The sequence below is a fragment of the Leptospira meyeri genome (assembly GCF_004368965.1).
Taxonomy (GTDB): domain Bacteria; phylum Spirochaetota; class Leptospiria; order Leptospirales; family Leptospiraceae; genus Leptospira_A; species Leptospira_A meyeri.
This window is the reverse complement of sequence record NZ_SORO01000001.1, coordinates 565,347-580,959: the sequence shown is the minus strand read 5'-3', so window position 1 is coordinate 580,959 and position 15,613 is coordinate 565,347. Positions and strand designations below refer to the sequence as shown.

Annotated in this window: 17 protein-coding genes; all 17 read left to right on the top strand. The window is 38.7% G+C overall.

Going from position 1 to position 15,613, the window contains the following annotated elements; all coding sequences use genetic code 11:
* The first annotated feature begins 6 nt into the window (after window positions 1–6).
* The 17 genes from lptC to trmD are packed head-to-tail and all read left to right on the top strand — an operon-like array spanning window position 7 to window position 15,606.
* A complete protein-coding gene (gene lptC, locus CLV96_RS02745; RefSeq protein ID WP_040917645.1) occupies window positions 7–552 on the top strand; it encodes an LPS export ABC transporter periplasmic protein LptC in 546 nt (181 codons plus the stop codon).
* A complete protein-coding gene (locus CLV96_RS02740; RefSeq protein WP_004788703.1) occupies window positions 549–1,886 on the top strand; it encodes an LptA/OstA family protein in 1,338 nt (445 codons plus the stop codon). Before lptC ends, CLV96_RS02740 begins: the two co-directional genes overlap by 4 nt.
* A 55-nt stretch (window positions 1,887–1,941) precedes the next feature.
* Window positions 1,942–2,649, top strand: coding sequence for an LPS export ABC transporter ATP-binding protein (gene lptB / locus CLV96_RS02735; RefSeq protein WP_035983849.1), 708 nt, complete (start codon window positions 1,942–1,944; stop codon window positions 2,647–2,649).
* A complete protein-coding gene (gene rpoN / locus CLV96_RS02730; protein ID WP_004788472.1) occupies window positions 2,650–4,071 on the top strand; it encodes an RNA polymerase factor sigma-54 in 1,422 nt (473 codons plus the stop codon).
* Window positions 4,072–4,075: 4 nt separating this feature from the next.
* A complete protein-coding gene (hprK, locus tag CLV96_RS02725; protein ID WP_134151843.1) occupies window positions 4,076–5,044 on the top strand; it encodes an HPr(Ser) kinase/phosphatase in 969 nt (322 codons plus the stop codon).
* Window positions 5,019–5,294 carry an HPr family phosphocarrier protein gene (locus CLV96_RS02720; protein WP_040917647.1) on the top strand — a complete coding sequence of 92 codons (276 nt, stop codon included), beginning with the start codon at window positions 5,019–5,021 and terminating at the stop codon, window positions 5,292–5,294. Before hprK ends, CLV96_RS02720 begins: the two co-directional genes overlap by 26 nt.
* Window positions 5,284–7,107 carry an LIC_11548 family sensor histidine kinase gene (locus CLV96_RS02715; protein ID WP_004789104.1) on the top strand — a complete coding sequence of 608 codons (1,824 nt, stop codon included), beginning with the start codon at window positions 5,284–5,286 and terminating at the stop codon, window positions 7,105–7,107. Before CLV96_RS02720 ends, CLV96_RS02715 begins: the two co-directional genes overlap by 11 nt.
* The gene (locus CLV96_RS02710) at window positions 7,107–8,459 is read left to right on the top strand and encodes a sigma-54-dependent transcriptional regulator (protein ID WP_004788511.1); all 1,353 of its coding nucleotides are present in this window, start codon (window positions 7,107–7,109) and stop codon (window positions 8,457–8,459) included. The genes CLV96_RS02715 and CLV96_RS02710 overlap by 1 nt, the downstream gene beginning before the upstream one ends.
* Before the next feature lies 1 nt (window position 8,460).
* A complete protein-coding gene (locus CLV96_RS02705) occupies window positions 8,461–9,279 on the top strand; it encodes a hypothetical protein (RefSeq protein ID WP_004788947.1) in 819 nt (272 codons plus the stop codon).
* Window position 9,280: 1 nt separating this feature from the next.
* On the top strand, window positions 9,281–11,233 hold the full coding sequence (gene priA / locus CLV96_RS02700) for a replication restart helicase PriA (RefSeq protein WP_004788777.1): 1,953 nt from the start codon (window positions 9,281–9,283) through the stop codon (window positions 11,231–11,233).
* A gap of 12 nt (window positions 11,234–11,245) precedes the next feature.
* On the top strand, window positions 11,246–12,214 hold the full coding sequence (fmt, locus tag CLV96_RS02695; protein WP_004788671.1) for a methionyl-tRNA formyltransferase: 969 nt from the start codon (window positions 11,246–11,248) through the stop codon (window positions 12,212–12,214).
* Window positions 12,211–13,230 carry a PASTA domain-containing protein gene (locus CLV96_RS02690; RefSeq protein WP_004789043.1) on the top strand — a complete coding sequence of 340 codons (1,020 nt, stop codon included), beginning with the start codon at window positions 12,211–12,213 and terminating at the stop codon, window positions 13,228–13,230. The genes fmt and CLV96_RS02690 overlap by 4 nt, the downstream gene beginning before the upstream one ends.
* A gap of 1 nt (window position 13,231) precedes the next feature.
* Window positions 13,232–13,894 (top strand): ribulose-phosphate 3-epimerase, encoded by a 663-nt coding sequence (rpe, locus tag CLV96_RS02685; RefSeq protein WP_004788569.1) that lies wholly within the window; start codon window positions 13,232–13,234, stop codon window positions 13,892–13,894.
* Window positions 13,895–13,941: 47 nt separating this feature from the next.
* Window positions 13,942–14,199 (top strand): 30S ribosomal protein S16, encoded by a 258-nt coding sequence (rpsP, locus tag CLV96_RS02680; protein WP_002973959.1) that lies wholly within the window; start codon window positions 13,942–13,944, stop codon window positions 14,197–14,199.
* Window positions 14,200–14,206: 7 nt separating this feature from the next.
* Window positions 14,207–14,437, top strand: coding sequence for a KH domain-containing protein (locus tag CLV96_RS02675; protein ID WP_002974362.1), 231 nt, complete (start codon window positions 14,207–14,209; stop codon window positions 14,435–14,437).
* Window positions 14,427–14,963, top strand: a complete 537-nt coding sequence (rimM, locus tag CLV96_RS02670; protein WP_004788370.1) for a ribosome maturation factor RimM — start codon at window positions 14,427–14,429, stop codon at window positions 14,961–14,963. Before CLV96_RS02675 ends, rimM begins: the two co-directional genes overlap by 11 nt.
* Complete coding sequence (gene trmD, locus CLV96_RS02665; protein ID WP_004788737.1) at window positions 14,953–15,606, top strand: tRNA (guanosine(37)-N1)-methyltransferase TrmD; 654 nt, start codon at window positions 14,953–14,955, stop codon at window positions 15,604–15,606. The genes rimM and trmD overlap by 11 nt, the downstream gene beginning before the upstream one ends.
* The last annotated feature ends 7 nt before the right edge of the window (window positions 15,607–15,613 follow it).

Sequence of the window (15,613 nt, the reverse complement as noted above, 5' to 3'; positions counted from 1 at the left end):
TCTTTTATGATACGAAGGGTGATGATTCCGATTTTTCTTTTGGCAATGATCAATTGCAAAGATAAGGAATACCTTCGCATTGATGTGGAAAAAGAATCTGGTTCCATGGTTTCAATGCGTCATTTTTCTCGTTCTTCTTATAAAGATTCGGGAGAATTGGAATGGAAACTCAAAGGCGAAGAATCTTATATTTTCCCAAAGGAAAATAAAACCATCATCTACGGATTCGAATTCAAACAATATGAAAAGGGAAATGCCACTTCTGCAATGACTGGAGATCGCGGTGAGATCAATCACTCGACAAAAACGGTTATCTTAAGTGGAAAGGTGAGACTCAAAACCAATGATGGGAAATTCATAGAATCAGAATCCTTAACTTACAATTTGGATGAAAAAACTTTATCTTCAGAAGAAGACGTCTTGGTATATTCTGATGGTACAACCATTAGAGGAAAGGGACTTCGCGCAGACAAAGGATTGAATAAATTTACCATCATTCAACCCAAAGCTGTAACTGTTGGTGGAAGTAATCCGCTTAAGGAAAAACAATGAAAAAGGTAATCGTATTTTTCAGTTTTTCATTTTCTTTACTTTCTGCGAATTCTTCACCAATACCGGTGTTATACGGTTCGGAGGATCTTCTGAAAAAAGAAGATTCATTCTTTTCGACAGATAAGAAAAAAGATAAAAAGGATAAAATCCCAGTACTTTGGGGAGGGAGCAGTCTTACTCAGGAAGAACGAACCATCAACGGAATCCCTATGAAGGTCTTTATTTTAGGTGGAGGTGCTTATATTATGCATAAAACCATCAAGCTGAGTGCACGTGAAATCGAAATCATTGGAGAAGATGCTCTCATCGGAAATTTAAAAGGTCAGGTGGTTGTGGAAGACTTTCAAAATGGAGTTACCTTGACGGCTACCAAAGGGATTTATAATAAAATAGGTGGAACGGTAAGTTTGGAAAATAATCCAGTTCTTTTGCAGAAAAAAGACGGTAAAGTCGTCAAAATCCAATGCCAATCCATTGTTCGGTATTTAGAAGAAGCAAAAACGAATTTAGCTGGTAAGGTTGTAGTGACCTCCGACGAATTCCAAGTGTTTGGTGAAGATGCTGTTTTTTCTGAAAAAGAGGATCGAATTGATTTAGCTGGGGAACCATTTTTGTTTTCAGAAAATAGATTTCTAATTGGCCAAACCCTTTCTTATTTTGTAAAGGAAGGAAGCATTCAATTGGATGGAGACGCTACCATCTACCAAGTGTCTTATGAAAACAAAAAAGATAAAGAGAAAGATACTACAACAAAAGAACGCGTTGTGACTTTGTTTACGGGAAAGACCTTAACTCATAAAAACAAAGGAAAGGAAACAATGACATCCATGAGTGGGGATGCCTTTATGTATCGTAAGAATTCTGAGTTTAAAGCCAATCTTTTAGAAAGCCGTCGAAATAATAAAGATATTAAAGCAACAGGAAACGTAAGTTATTTAGACAGAGAAAACGCTTACCGAATGGAAGGTGGATTCTTGTCTTATGATAAAGAGAAAGGATATTCGTATCTGACAGAAAATCCTCAAATTCTTTTTTTGGACAAAAAAGAATTCAATGAACGGGGGAAGTTAACCGCCGTCTTTTTGGAAAGGTTTGATGAGCGTTTTGAAACAGTGGCAAGAGGCAATGTGGAAGTAGAAACACAAACAGCTACTGCGACTGGAGAATTCGCAACATATTTTGAAAAACGAGATGAATTAGTTTTAGAAGGAAATCCGACTCTTGTAAAAGACAATACAAAGGTCTCTGCTGGGAAGATCATTCTCTTTCCTAAATCGGACAAAGCGTATCTAACAGATGGGCTTAAGGTAATACCGAATGGCGAAAAAAAGTAAAACTCAAACACAAACGCAGAAACTAGGAATAGATCCAAATGTAAAAACATTTCGGATGGAAAATTTAGTTAAAATATATAATAAACGAAAGGTTGTTGATGGCGTTAGTTTTTATATTCGAAAAGGAGAAATTGTGGGACTTCTCGGTCCCAATGGTGCCGGCAAAACTACCAGCTTTTACATGAGTGTTGGATTTGTGACTCCCGATGAAGGCCATGTTTTTATTGATAATGAAGATCTCACAAAAGCTCCCATGCATATACGGGCTAGGATGGGTGTTGGTTATTTGGCACAGGAAGCAAGTATTTTCCGTAAACTGACAGTTGCTGAAAATTTAGAAGCTATTTTGGAAACTATGAATCTTCCAGGGGATGAAATCATTCGTCGTCGGGACGAACTCCTAATGGAGTTACAGATCATGCGAGTGGCCAACCAAAAAGGATACACATTGTCTGGTGGTGAAAGACGGCGTTGTGAAATTGCACGTGCACTTGTGACAAATCCAGATTTTATTCTTTTGGATGAACCATTCGCTGGAGTGGATCCAATTGCTGTGAAAGACATTCAAAATGTCATTCAATCTTTAAAAGAACGTGGTCTTGGAATTTTAATTACTGACCATAACGTTAGAGAAACATTAAAAATTACTGACAGAGCCTACATCATGTATAGTGGTCGAATTCTCATCTCTGGAACAGCAGATGACTTAATTAGTGATCCAGAAACCAGACGGATTTATTTGGGTGAGGATTTTAAGCTATAAATGAAACTCGGGGCTTCACTTTCACAACGCCAAACGCAGAAATTGGTGATGACCCAGGACTTACGTCAGTCCATTGAATTATTATCTTTATCCACGTTAGAACTCTCTGATAAAATCCAAAATGAACTTTTGGAAAATCCATTGTTGGATGAAGTTGGGGTTGATGAAAAAACAAAAATGCCTGAACTGTTTTCCATCGACGAAGTAAAACGATTAGAAAAATTGAATCATGAAAAAAGTACTGATGTCAATTGGCAAGATTCTTATTCTTTAGAGGGGCCACGTTCTTATGATACGGAAGCAAGCGATAGAAATCAAAAATACATCGAATCCTCAACTCGTGGAGAAACATTAGAAGAGCATCTGTTAAATCAATTAAGACTAATCAAACTCACAAAATTAGAGTTTGAAATTGGCGAAGTCCTGATCAGTATGATTGACGAAAAGGGATTTATCACCGACGATTTGACCATCGTTTCTAAAGAAATGGGTTATTCCGAAACAAAGGTGCGGCGTGTATTACAAGTTATCAACGAACTTGATCCCATTGGTATTGGTGCAAGAGATATGCAAGAGACACTTCTCATCCAAGGGAAGATTCTTTTTCCTGATAATGTTCTTTTGCATCAATTGATTGGAGAGTTTTTATCGGATCTAGAAAAAGTAGATTATAAAAAAATTGCAAAAAATCTTAAAATCACAGAAGAAGAGATCCTAGTTTTAGCAAGGTTAATCAAAAAATTAGAACCATACCCTGCCACAACATACCAAGGAAGAAAAATTGATTATGTAGTTGCTGATGTGGTTGTCAAAGCAGTTGGAAATGAATTTAATATATTCATTAACGACGAATGGTTACCCAAACTTTCTATCCAAGAAGAATACAGAGAACTTTTGAATCAAAAACTCCCACCAAAAGAAAAAGAATATTTCCAAACAAAATATAGTTCGGCTCAGTGGCTCATTCGTTCCATCCAACAAAGAAGACAGACCTTACAACGCGTAGTAAGTTGTATAATTGACTTTCAAGTGGATTTTTTTCGGGGTGGGATCGGGTTTATAAAGCCACTTACTTTAAAGGAAGTAGCGGAAAAACTTAATTTACATGAATCTACAATCTCTCGTATAACAACAAATAAATATATCCAAACCACTTGGGGAATTTTCGAACTCAAATGGTTTTTTTCCTCCGGAGTGAAGTCAGCAGAAGGTGGAAAGGAGAGCTCCAAAAAAATTCACGAGATCATTCGTAATTTGGTAAAAGATGAAGATGAAAACAATCCTTTGTCTGATCAAGATATAGTTGAACTCATGGAGAAAAAAGGAATTGAAATTGCACGTCGAACAGTTGCAAAGTATAGAAAGGTCTTGAGAATCCTTCCTTCCAACGAAAGAAAAAGGATCAGTTCTTTAAAGGGGTAATCCAATGCCAGTTCCAGGGATCACGGTTGATACAATTCTAAGGGACCACGAAGACCTTCAATTGGTTTTAGTGACTGGTGAAGCCGGGCTTTCCAATCGGATCAATAATGCAGAAATCAATCGCCCAGGACTATCGCCTACTGGTTTTTTTGATTTTTTTGCCAACGATCGCATTCAGATTTTAGGCAAAGGAGAATGGGCCTATCTGAACTCTCTTGCAGAAGATAAACTGCATGAAATTACAGAAAAGTTTTTTGAATTTCATTTGAATTGTATCATCTATACACATGGGAATGAACCACAACTTCCGTTTGTAGAAAGAGCAAAGGCCAAAGGGATTCCTCTTTTTAAAACGGAAATTGCCACACACAGGTTCATTACTCTTATCTCACAAATTTTAGATCGTGCTCTTGCACCACGTACGATGCGTCATGGTGTTCTCATTGAAGTATTTGGAATCGGAACTTTACTTACTGGTCGCTCCGGAGTGGGAAAAAGTGAAACTGCACTTGAGTTGATTGAACGAGGTCACAGACTCGTAGCAGATGATATGGTAGAGATTCGCCGCCTAAGCGAAAGTTATTTGATAGGATCTTGTTCCGACTTACTTCGTCATCACATGGAAATTAGAGGGTTGGGAATTTTAAACATCAAAGATCTATTTGGTGTCGGATCAGTAAGAGATCACAAACTCATTGAACTCATCATTAACTTAAAAGAATGGGAAGAACAGACTTCAGGTGAATATGAAAGGACTGGAATCGAACAAAGTATGGAAGAAATCCTAGGTGTTTCTGTCCCTTACATTGAAATACCAGTCAAACCAGGTAGAAACATTCCCATCATCGTAGAAACGGCAGCAATGAACCAGAGATTACGCAAAATGGGGAAAAATAGCGCTAAAGAATTTTCTAATAAACTAAATACTTATATTCAACAGAGTTCCATTGAAACAAATCCAATTAAAGATTAGAGAAGATAGTTCTGGACTTCATGCAAGGCCCGCATCTTTGTTCGTAAAGATGGCAGCCAGTTTCCCTTGTGAAATTTTTGTCATTAAAGATGACATTGAAGTCAATGGGAAATCCATCATGGGTCTTATGATGTTAGCTCTCGGTCCAGGGTCTATTTTTTTTGTCAAAGCGGATGGAAAAGGAGAAGAGGAGGCACTTCGTGCTTTAGAAGCTTTGGTTGGTCGAAATTTTGAAACCAATGCCACTTAGATTCTTTAAAATACTTCCAAGGTTATCGGATGAAAACCGGTATTATCTACGCGATATATTTATCTTTTTTTTGACCATAGTCGTTTCCGTGGTTTTTTCTGAGTTTGTTTTTTTTCGTCAGGAAGAAGACATTTCTTTTTTCTCGAAACTGGATACTTATGTATTCATCTTAATTCCATTTTTTGTGCTTTCTCTAATCCTTAGTTACGTTTATCGCAATAGACGTAACCGAGAGACCGGGAAAATCAGAAGTTCAATTCGCTACCGCCTAACGCTTGCCTTCCTATTTGTTGCCCTTATTCCATCATTGCCTATTTTTATTCTTTCTTCTAACTTAACGGGAAGGTTGATTGAAGGTTTTTACCGAGTGGATATTTCCAATGCGCTCCGTTCTGCCAATTTGATCATCCAAAATGAGGAAAAAGAAATTGAATCAGAGTTTATCAACAGAGTCAGTATTTTGCGTTCTAAATTAAAAGGGATAAAACCAGACGGATACTCTGTTTTCCAAAAAAGTGTTCAAAACGGTTTATTCGAGAAAAACGAATACTATTTGGGTTTTGTCGAATCTGGAAACTTAAGTTTTGAATCTCGTGGATTGTTTCGTAATTTTAAAGGATTAGAATTTTCAGAATCGAAACAAAACGGAATCTTTGTGAGTCGTTTGTATTTAAATGATCGGTCCTATATCCTTTGTAAATTTTTTCTTGGACAGGGGATGGAAATTTATGTTGGACAAAGAATTCACAAGGGTTTGGAATCTGATGTTCAGAATATTGTGAATGCAACCTCTACCTATGAAAAGGTAAGTTTATGGAAGGAAAAAATTCCATTCAGTGTTCGTATCACCATTGCTTCTTTTTCCTTTGCGATGTTTCTGATCGCCATATTGTTTTCTTTTTTATTTGCAAGAAGGATATCTCGGCCCATTATTAATTTAGCTAACGCAACAAAAAAAGTTTCGTTAGGTGAATCTGATATTCGTTTGGAAAAAACAGAAGAGGGGGAGATGGGGATTTTGATTGATAGTTTCAATCAAATGGTCAGTGACTTAAATGCAAAATCCGAAGAACTAATGCACACACAAAGGATTGCGGCTTGGAAAGAAGTTGCACAGCGAATGGCTCATGAAATTAAAAACCCACTCACCCCCATTCAACTTTCTGCACAAAGAATCCAAAGAAAATTTCAAAATCCTAAATCTGAAAATCTAGAATCAGTTATTTTCGATGCTACAGATACGATCATTGGTCAAGTGCGCGTTCTTGAACATCTTGTTAAAGAATTTAGCGAATTTGCGAGAATGCCGGTTCCCGTTCTCATTAACCAAAAACTAAATCCCATTTTGGAAGAGGCTGTTGCCCTTTTTAAAGACACTACTGATATTGAGTTTGAATTAAAACTTTCTGAAAATCTTCCCGAAGTATTTCTTGATAAACGATTGTTTCTTGGTGTTGTAAATAATTTAATTAAAAATGCTGTTGAAGCTATCCAGTCTGTAGATAATTCCAAAGATGAAATGGATATTTTAAGCCTTAAACGTAAAAAAATTCGAATCATGTCTAAATTACAAAAGAAAGCACTGCGCAAATCGATCGTGATTGAAATTGATGATTCGGGACCAGGTTTGAAACAAGAATGGAAGGAAAAAATATTTGAACCTTACTTTTCCACAAAGGAAAACCATGGTTCAGGAATTGGTTTAGCCATTGTTCAAAAGACCATTATTGATCACCACGGACACATTGTTGTCGAAGATTCTAAGTTAGGTGGTTGTAAGTTTAGAATCGAACTTCCTTTGGATAGTCACTGATGCAAAAATTGATATATATACTTGATGATGAAAAAGAAATTAGAAAATCCCTGCGGGTAATTTTGGAAGATGAGGATTATGCAGTTGAAGATTTTGCCAATGGAAAGTCTTTGCTAAAAGCTTTATCCAAAGAAAGGCCTTCGCTAGTTCTTCTGGATGTCTGGGTTGGAAAGGAAGATGGTCTTTCTATTTTAGATGAATGCAAAAAACTATATTCCAGTTTGCCGATTGTGATGATTTCGGGACATGGAACCATCGAACTTGCAGTGAATGCCACCAAAAAAGGAGCCGTTGATTTTTTAGAGAAGCCACTTTCTATCGAAAAGGTCATCCAAACCATTGAGTCTGCTTTAGAGAAAACCAAGGATCATGAGATTCCTGAGTTCCAACTCGAGGTAGATGAAATTTTAGGGGAATCAACTCCCATCAAACGTGTAAAGTTTGCTATCTTTCAAGCAGCACAAACAAATGCACGTGTTTTTATATCTGGTGAAAATGGAACAGGAAAAGAACTGACAGCAAGGGCTATCCACCAAAATTCAAAAAGAAAAAATGAACCATATATTGAATTCAATTGTGCCTCCGTTCCCGAAGAAATTTTAGAACAAGAGTTATTTGGAACGGAATTACAAGGAAGCCAATCTGTTTTAGAAATCAAAATTGGAAAATGGGAAGCGGCACAAAATGGAACTTTGTTTTTGGATGAGGTTTGCGATTTACCGCTATCCATTCAATCCAAGGTATTAAAGGTAATCTTAGAACAAAAACTGGAACGTGTTGGGGGAAAAGATACAATATCTGTTGATGTCCGCATCATTGCCGCCACCAACTCCAATGTGGAAGAAGCCATCAGAGAAGGACGGTTTCGTGAAGATTTATATTATGCTTTGAGTGTCATTCCATTGGAGTTACCTCCATTGCGAGAAAGAAATTTGGATATTCCCTTACTTGCGGAATACTATCTGAATAAATCAATTTCAGAAAATAAACTTTCCCCTAAGAACATCGATCGAGATGGACTTGATGCGCTTACTACTCATTTTTGGCCGGGAAATGTAAGGGAGCTTGGAAATATTTTGGAACGATTGAGTATTCTTGTTCCAGGGGATACCATCCGAGCCAAAGATGTAAAGGAAGCCCTCCATGGTTTTAAAAAAGCAAATGAAATGGTGGCTCGTGGGGATTTAAAACATGCCAAAGAAGAGTTCGAACGCCAATACATCATCAAAACCTTGCAAATTTGCGAAGGAAATGTGACAAGAACGTCTAAGGCTTTAGGAATTGAAAGAACGCATTTGTATCGGAAATTACGTTCCTTAAATATATCTGTGGAACAGTTGAACGAAGGTTAGTATGGATCAAAAATCAATTTTAGAACGTTTTACGGACATTCTTAAAGAAACTAAATTTTTAATCCAAAACAAATCGGTTTCAGTTTACCGGTTCCAAGAAGAACAAGATCCGAATGATTTTGTTTTCCCTTGGAAATCGAAGGTTCCCGAATCCATTGAAATCCAAAAAAAACAACAAAAGGAAAACCAAAGAAAAAACAAAGACCTTGTCAATTTTTCTTGTACCCTTTGCCAAGGAAAACTAAGTGGGGTACGGCAGTTTCTCCATAAAGGAAGAAAACCTGTCCTTGTACTCCATTATTCTGGAGCGACCACTCCTAAAGAAAAACCATTTACCAAAACAAAACCCAATCAGATTTTCAAAGATAAGCTAACGGAAAGTAGTTGGGGAGAACTCATCCAAAAGGTATTTGGATTTTCTTTTGAGGAGTTTTATTATCAAGAATACCCCGCATGTAATTTTTCCAATATAGACTCTAAAGAAACAGATTGGCAAACTAGAGTGGAAAACTGTAAATTTCACGTAAAAGATACAGTGGAAGAGTATGGGATCAAATCGATTGTGATTTTAGGCTCATCCGCGAAACTTCTATTTGGTGCCGATAAAGCAAAAGAATTTCTTGGTAAAGAAACAAAATGGGATTTGTCTGGACTTTCCATTCCCATCGTCACAACAAGATCTCCCGAAGCTCTTGTTTTCCTCGGTGAAAAGGCCAAAAAAACGGATTCAGAAAGTAACCTTTTTCAATATGGGAAAGAAAAACAAGAATTGGAAGAAAGTTTTATTTCCCATTTATCTCTCTTAAAACCTTATCTTTAGTATGATCCAATATGCGGAAGTGGCCCTCAATCTATCTTGGGAAAGTCGAACCCTCACTTATGAAATTCCACAAGAAATAAAAAATTTGTCAAGGGGAGTCCGCGTCCATGTTCCCTTAAATGGAAAAGAATGGGAAGGTGTGGTCATTGAGATTCACTCGAATGAACCAAATTATGAAACTCTTTCCATTTTAAAACAAATTGATTCGGATCCTGTTCTTACGGAAGAACAACTCGAACTGGCTCATTGGATGGCGGATACCTACTTGTCCTCGCTTGGGGAAGCCCTGTTTTTAATGGTTCCTAAAGGGAAAAAAAGAAAACAGGAAAAACCTACCCAAGTCCAAATCCAATTCGATCTATTGCATCCGTTAAATGTTTCCCAGAAAAAAGCCTTGGATGAGATTAACGCAAATGTTAATTCCAATACACATTTGTTATACGGAATTACGGGAAGTGGAAAAACAGAAGTGTATCTGCATCTGATGGCCGAGGTTTTGCGAAAACCAAAAGGATCGGTGATTTTTCTTGTTCCAGAAATTTCGCTTACTTATCCTACCATCACAAGGATTGAAAGGATTTTTCCTGGCCAAGTCGCAGTATTACATTCGCATTTAAGAACTTCCGAAAAATTTCAAAATTATTTAGACTTAAAAGAAGGAAGAAAACGAATTTGTATCGGAACTCGTTCTGCTGTATTTGCGCCTTTGTCTGACATAAGTTTGATCATATTAGATGAAGAACATGATGGTTCTTACAAAGAACATGGCTCTCCTCGTTACCACGCAAGGCAGGTCGCCTTGCAAAGAATACTAAAATCAAGCGGTAAGTTATTGTTAGGTTCTGCAACTCCGAGCCTAGAAATTTATTATTTAGCCAAAGTAGGTCAGATAGGATATTCCGAACTAAAGGATCGTGCCAATCCTCTAGCGACTCTGCCTACAGTGGAAATTACAGAAAAAAAAGAAGATAACGAACTTCTATCAGGTGATTTACAATTTAAAGTGGCTGACCGGTTGAAAAAAGAAGAGCAAACCATTATCCTTCTCAATCGCAGGGGTTATAATCCCTTTATTTATTCCACCGCCACCAAAGAATTCATCCATTGTCCGAAATGTACAGCAACCCTCTGTTACCATTCGGACAAAACCGTTCGTTGCCATCTTTGTGGGTACAAATCTACCTTACAAAACTTAAAACAAATTCATGGTGAGGAGCTTGATTTGTTTGGTGCTGGGACTCAAAAATTAGAAGAGTATTTACTTTCTCATTTTCCCAAAGCAAGGATCGAACGTTTGGACCAAGACAGTTCTAAAAATAAAGAAGTCACACGCGATGTACTCGAAAAGTTAGGGGAAGGAAATTTAGACATTCTTACCGGAACCCAAATGATTGCCAAAGGGCTTGATTATGCGAATGTCACTCTTGTCGGAATTTTAAATGCCAATCATGGTCTAGGAGTTCCCGATTTTCGCAGTAGCGAAAGAACCTATTCTCTCATTTCGCAGGTGGCGGGAAGGGCAGGAAGGGGTGAAAAAAAAGGCGAAGTTCTCATCCAATCCAATGATCCCGAACACCCTGTTCTCAAGATGGCAATGGAACAAAACTATCCTGCTTTTTTTGAATGGGAACTAAATTTTAGAAGGGATTTATTCTACCCACCTTTTTCTCGTTTGGCGAGACTTGTCTTTCGGTCCAAATACGAAGAAATTGCAAACAAACAATCTGTAGTGTATTCTGAACTTTTAAAAGAAAGTATGGATGCGTCCATCACCCTTCTTGGACCGAGCCAATGTCCATTTTATAAGATAGATAATAACTTTCGGTATCATATCTTATTAAAATCAAAATCCATCACCACACTTCGTAAACTTTTACGTGAAGCCAAAACCAAATTTAAAACAGATTCCAAATGTTATATTGAATATGATTTGGATCCTCTGGAACTTGTTTAATAGGAAAAATATATGAAACTTTCAATTGGATACTTTGGATCCCCTGAACATTCCAAGGAATTACTTTCTATCTTAATCGATGCTGGAGTCACAGTCGATTTTGTTGTGACCAATATCGACAAACCTGTCGGTAGAAAACAAATCATCACACCAACTCCCGTAAAGGAACTTGCAATCGCAAATGGCATCCCTGTCATCCAATCACCGAAACTCCGAACTGATGAAGAAGCCCAAAAACAAATTTTATCTTACGGTTCTCCTGTTCATATTGTTTATGCTTATGGATCGATTGTTCCCGAAAATGTGTTCCAAGATCCGAAATTCGGAAGTATCAATCTACATGGAAGTTTGCTCCCGAAATACCGCGGTGCTTCACCGGTTCAAAGTTTTCTTTTGAGTGGAGAGGAGAGTTCTGGATTTACGATTCAATTTTTAGCAAAGGAAGTAGACTCAGGGGATATCATTTCTCAAAAATCTTGGAAGGTGGAAAGTAATGAAACCACAGCCTCTCTTTTGCAGTCGATTACAAAGGAAGGGGGAGCTGAACTCATTCGGCTTTTGCGAGAATTAGAATCTAAAGGATCCCCTTGGGTAGCAAAACCGCAAAATGCAGCCGAAGCGACCCACTGTAAAAAAATCACTGCGAGTGACCGCCCCATAACGTGGTCGGAACCGGCAAAAAACATCCACAACCGAATCCGAGCTCTGTATCCAGATCCTTTGGCTGTGACCGAATTTCGGGGGAAAAAACTGATTCTCATTACCTCCTTTCTCCTAGAAGAGGATGAAGAACCGGTTCCAATTCCACCGGGCCTCAGTCCTGGTTCCTTTTTCCTATACCAGAAAAAAAGGCTTTTCTGTCTCTGTGGAGACGGAAACCTGCTTGGTATAGATACCTTACAACCCGAAGGGAAAAAACCCATGAAAGGATTTGAGTTTTTTAATGGGGCGCGGGTTTTAGCCGGAGAATCATTTACGTGAAAGAAAAGTTTCTAAAAATCCTACCTTACAGTGGTTATGTTCTATTTGTTGGTTTAGGGCTCCTAGTTTTTTTTGTGGCTGCTTTTATGGTCGTTGTTGTACGAACCAAGGAAGAACAAAAGGTGATGATGCCTTATGTGATTGGTAAAAACTACATTGAGGTCCATAACGAATTACAAAGACTCCAACTCAAAGTCCGATTGGAAACCCAAAGAATTCCAGAAAAAACCGATGGGATCATCCTTGCCCAATCCATTGATCCCGGTAAGGAAGTGGAAGCCGGATCCAAACTCTATCTCACTGTGAATATTGGATTTGATCGAGTTACGATTCCTGATGTCAAAGGCCAGGATCTGAAAAGAGCCAAAGCCATTTTAGAAAAAGTACTTTCTGGTGAAGTGTATGTACCTCTACAAATTGGTGGGATCACTTATGTGCCAGCTGTGGGTGATGAACCTGCCGACACCATCGTTGATCAAATTCCAGGGCCAGGCAAAGAAACACATTCCGGTGAAAAAATCTATTTACTTGTAACTGAACCAAATACTGAAAAAAAATCCAACCAGTCGGTAAATGATCCATTGGATTCCACAAAGTTTGTGGGAACTCCTGTTCCCTTTGTTGTCGATTTTTTACAAAGAAAAAAGATCCCATACCGTTTGAAAGAAACCACCAAACCAGAGTTTCGTGACTCACATGGTCTTACTTCTTCGTTTGAATTAAAACAGACCGGTGCAGAAGTAGGTGCTTTCTTTTTAAAACCTTCCGAATCTCTCGTTCAGGATTACGAGTTTTTGGAATACGAAGTAGACGATGATGATCTTTACTCGGCAAAAATCAGTTATACAAAACCTGGGGAAGATACAGAAATCGAAAAAGAAATTCTAACCAACCAAAAACTAAAAGAAGATGAACCGGTTCGTTTTCTCATCCATAGAGCTGGCAATGTAAAAGTCACTTTAATCGGAAAAGAAACCGGTGTTGCCAAGGTTTGGAAATTAAAGGGAACTTATTAATATGAAAATTTCTGCATCCATCCTCGCAGCAAAACTTACGGGACTCTCACAGGAGCTTCCCACTTACAAAAAAGAAAATATCGACCTCATCCATATCGATGTAATGGATGGAAACTTTGTCCCACAAATTTCTTTCGGAGAGGCTTTTACTAAGGAAGTCAAATCCCATACGGATATTCCTCTCGATGTACACCTTATGGTGAGTAATCCAGAACTTCACGCTACCAAATACTTTGACCTCAATCCTTATTGTATTACTTTCCATATTGAAACTACGAATTTCTCGGTAAGACTTGCGGAAGAGATCCGAAAGGCCGGAATCAAAGTGGGAGTTTCTCTCAATCCCCAAACTCCGCCTGAATCCATCTCCCAAATCCTTCCGTATTTGGATCTTGTGCTCCTTATGACTGTGGATCCTGGATTTTATGGGCAATCCTTTGTGAAATCGGGATTCGAAAAAATTGCTGCCGTTCGGAAACTTACCAAACCTTACAATATTGAATTGGAAGTGGACGGGGGTGTGAACGAATCAAATATGGAGGAGCTTGCAAAACTTGGTGTGGATATCACGGTTGTGGGTTCTGGACTCTATAAAACAGGGGATCCAAATGCACAGGGCAAAAAATTAAAGGATCTCGCTGCAAGTGCTCGAACTCGCTCTTGACATATCGTCCCTATTCAAAAAACTCGCTATAAAAGGGGTATTTTTCCTTGGTTAAATTAAGATTACAAAGAACGGGAACAAAAGCAGACCCGCACTATCGCATCGTAGCAGCTGATATCCGTGCTCCGCGTGACGGAAAGTTCATTGAAGCGATTGGGCATTTTCACCCATCCACTTCCTCTGTTAAAAAAGCAACTTTCAATGAAGAAAAAACTCTTTCTTGGCTTAAAAAAGGTGCTCAACCTACTGATACAGTTCTTGCTCTTTTGAAAAAAGACGACGTTTGGTCAAAGTTCAAAGGTTAATTGATACATGGAATCCTTAGTTCGTTATATCGTTACATCTCTCGTTGACCAACCAGAACAAGTGGCTGTCAACCAAGTCCCCGGAGAGGAAGAAACAGTGATCGAACTTCGGGTAGCAGCAAAAGACCTAGGTAAGGTGATCGGGAAAAACGGAAGGATTGCAAAATCTTTACGAACTGTATTACAAGCAGCCGGAACCAAACAAGGCAAAAACTATACTTTAGAAATTGTCGACTAAACCAAGTTTAGTGAAAGTGGGGGTCATCGGATCCTCACATGGAATCAAAGGGTTCATCAAAGTATTCACAGAAGGTGACACCCTAAGTTCTGCAAAACCACCGCTTACCTGCACTGTTGAAGACCCTCGTGGGAACCAGTCCACGATCCAAATCGATGAGATTCGGCCCAACGGAAACCATTTCCTTTTAAAACTAAAAGGTTTTGAAACACCAGAAACCGTGATCAAATACCGTGGATTTTCTTTGCTCTGGAAAAGGGACGAACTACCCAAACCAAACTCGGATGAAATTTACACAGAAGATTTAGTGGGACTCCTTGCCATCTCTAAAGAAACCAATACATCTCTGGAATACGTCATCACACAGGTGATTGATAACCCCGCTCATCCCATTTTGGAACTAAAACCAAAAAACGGCGAAGGAGAAACTGTCCTCATTCCTTTCCTCCATCAGTTTGTGGGAGATTGGAACTTAGAATCCAAAACGTTAGAAATCATAGGCTGGGAGCAGTGGTTTGAAGTTTAATTTCATCACTCTTTTCCCAGAAAAAATTACTTCCTATTTTGATACCGGAATCCCTGGAAAAGCGGTAAAACAAGGGGTGGTGGAAATCAACACTGTCCATCTCAGGGACTTTGCCGACAACAAACACCAAAAGGTAGACGATACCATTTATGGGGGTGGGCCGGGCATGCTTTTGCAAGTGGGCCCGATTTACCGTGCCCTTGAATCTCTTGGTGAAAACAAAGGGAAGGTCATCCTTCTCAGCCCCTCGGGGGAACTTTTCAACCAAACGCTGGCTCGTGAGATTTATGAGTCCTCTGAGACTCTAACCTTCATCTCAGGCTACTACGAAGGGGTCGACCATCGTGTCACGGAGCATTTAATTGACAGGGAAGTGGCCATTGGAAACTATGTTATTTCATCGGGGGATTTAGCTGCTCTCGTTGTTGCCGATTGCATATCTCGGTTTGTTCCGGGATTTTTGGGAAAAGAAGAAAGCCTTCTAGAAGAATCGCACAACGAAACGGAAGAATTAGAATACCCCCAATATACAAAACCCTATGATTTTATGGGTTGGACTGTTCCAGATGTGCTCCTTGGTGGACATCATGAAGAGATCCGGAAATGGCGGCAAAAAAACCGCAAAACAAGAAATCATTCTTAGAGGAAGC

Coding starts and splice junctions, on each gene's coding strand:
- lptC (WP_040917645.1), top strand. CDS start 7: ATGATACGAAGGGTGATGATTCCGATTTTTCTTTTGGCAATGATCAAT.
- priA (WP_004788777.1), top strand. CDS start 9,281: ATGATCCAATATGCGGAAGTGGCCCTCAATCTATCTTGGGAAAGTCGA.
- CLV96_RS02715 (WP_004789104.1), top strand. CDS start 5,284: ATGCCACTTAGATTCTTTAAAATACTTCCAAGGTTATCGGATGAAAAC.
- CLV96_RS02710 (WP_004788511.1), top strand. CDS start 7,107: ATGCAAAAATTGATATATATACTTGATGATGAAAAAGAAATTAGAAAA.
- hprK (WP_134151843.1), top strand. CDS start 4,076: ATGCCAGTTCCAGGGATCACGGTTGATACAATTCTAAGGGACCACGAA.
- fmt (WP_004788671.1), top strand. CDS start 11,246: ATGAAACTTTCAATTGGATACTTTGGATCCCCTGAACATTCCAAGGAA.
- lptB (WP_035983849.1), top strand. CDS start 1,942: ATGGAAAATTTAGTTAAAATATATAATAAACGAAAGGTTGTTGATGGC.
- CLV96_RS02675 (WP_002974362.1), top strand. CDS start 14,207: ATGGAATCCTTAGTTCGTTATATCGTTACATCTCTCGTTGACCAACCA.
- rpe (WP_004788569.1), top strand. CDS start 13,232: ATGAAAATTTCTGCATCCATCCTCGCAGCAAAACTTACGGGACTCTCA.
- rpoN (WP_004788472.1), top strand. CDS start 2,650: ATGAAACTCGGGGCTTCACTTTCACAACGCCAAACGCAGAAATTGGTG.
- CLV96_RS02740 (WP_004788703.1), top strand. CDS start 549: ATGAAAAAGGTAATCGTATTTTTCAGTTTTTCATTTTCTTTACTTTCT.
- CLV96_RS02705 (WP_004788947.1), top strand. CDS start 8,461: ATGGATCAAAAATCAATTTTAGAACGTTTTACGGACATTCTTAAAGAA.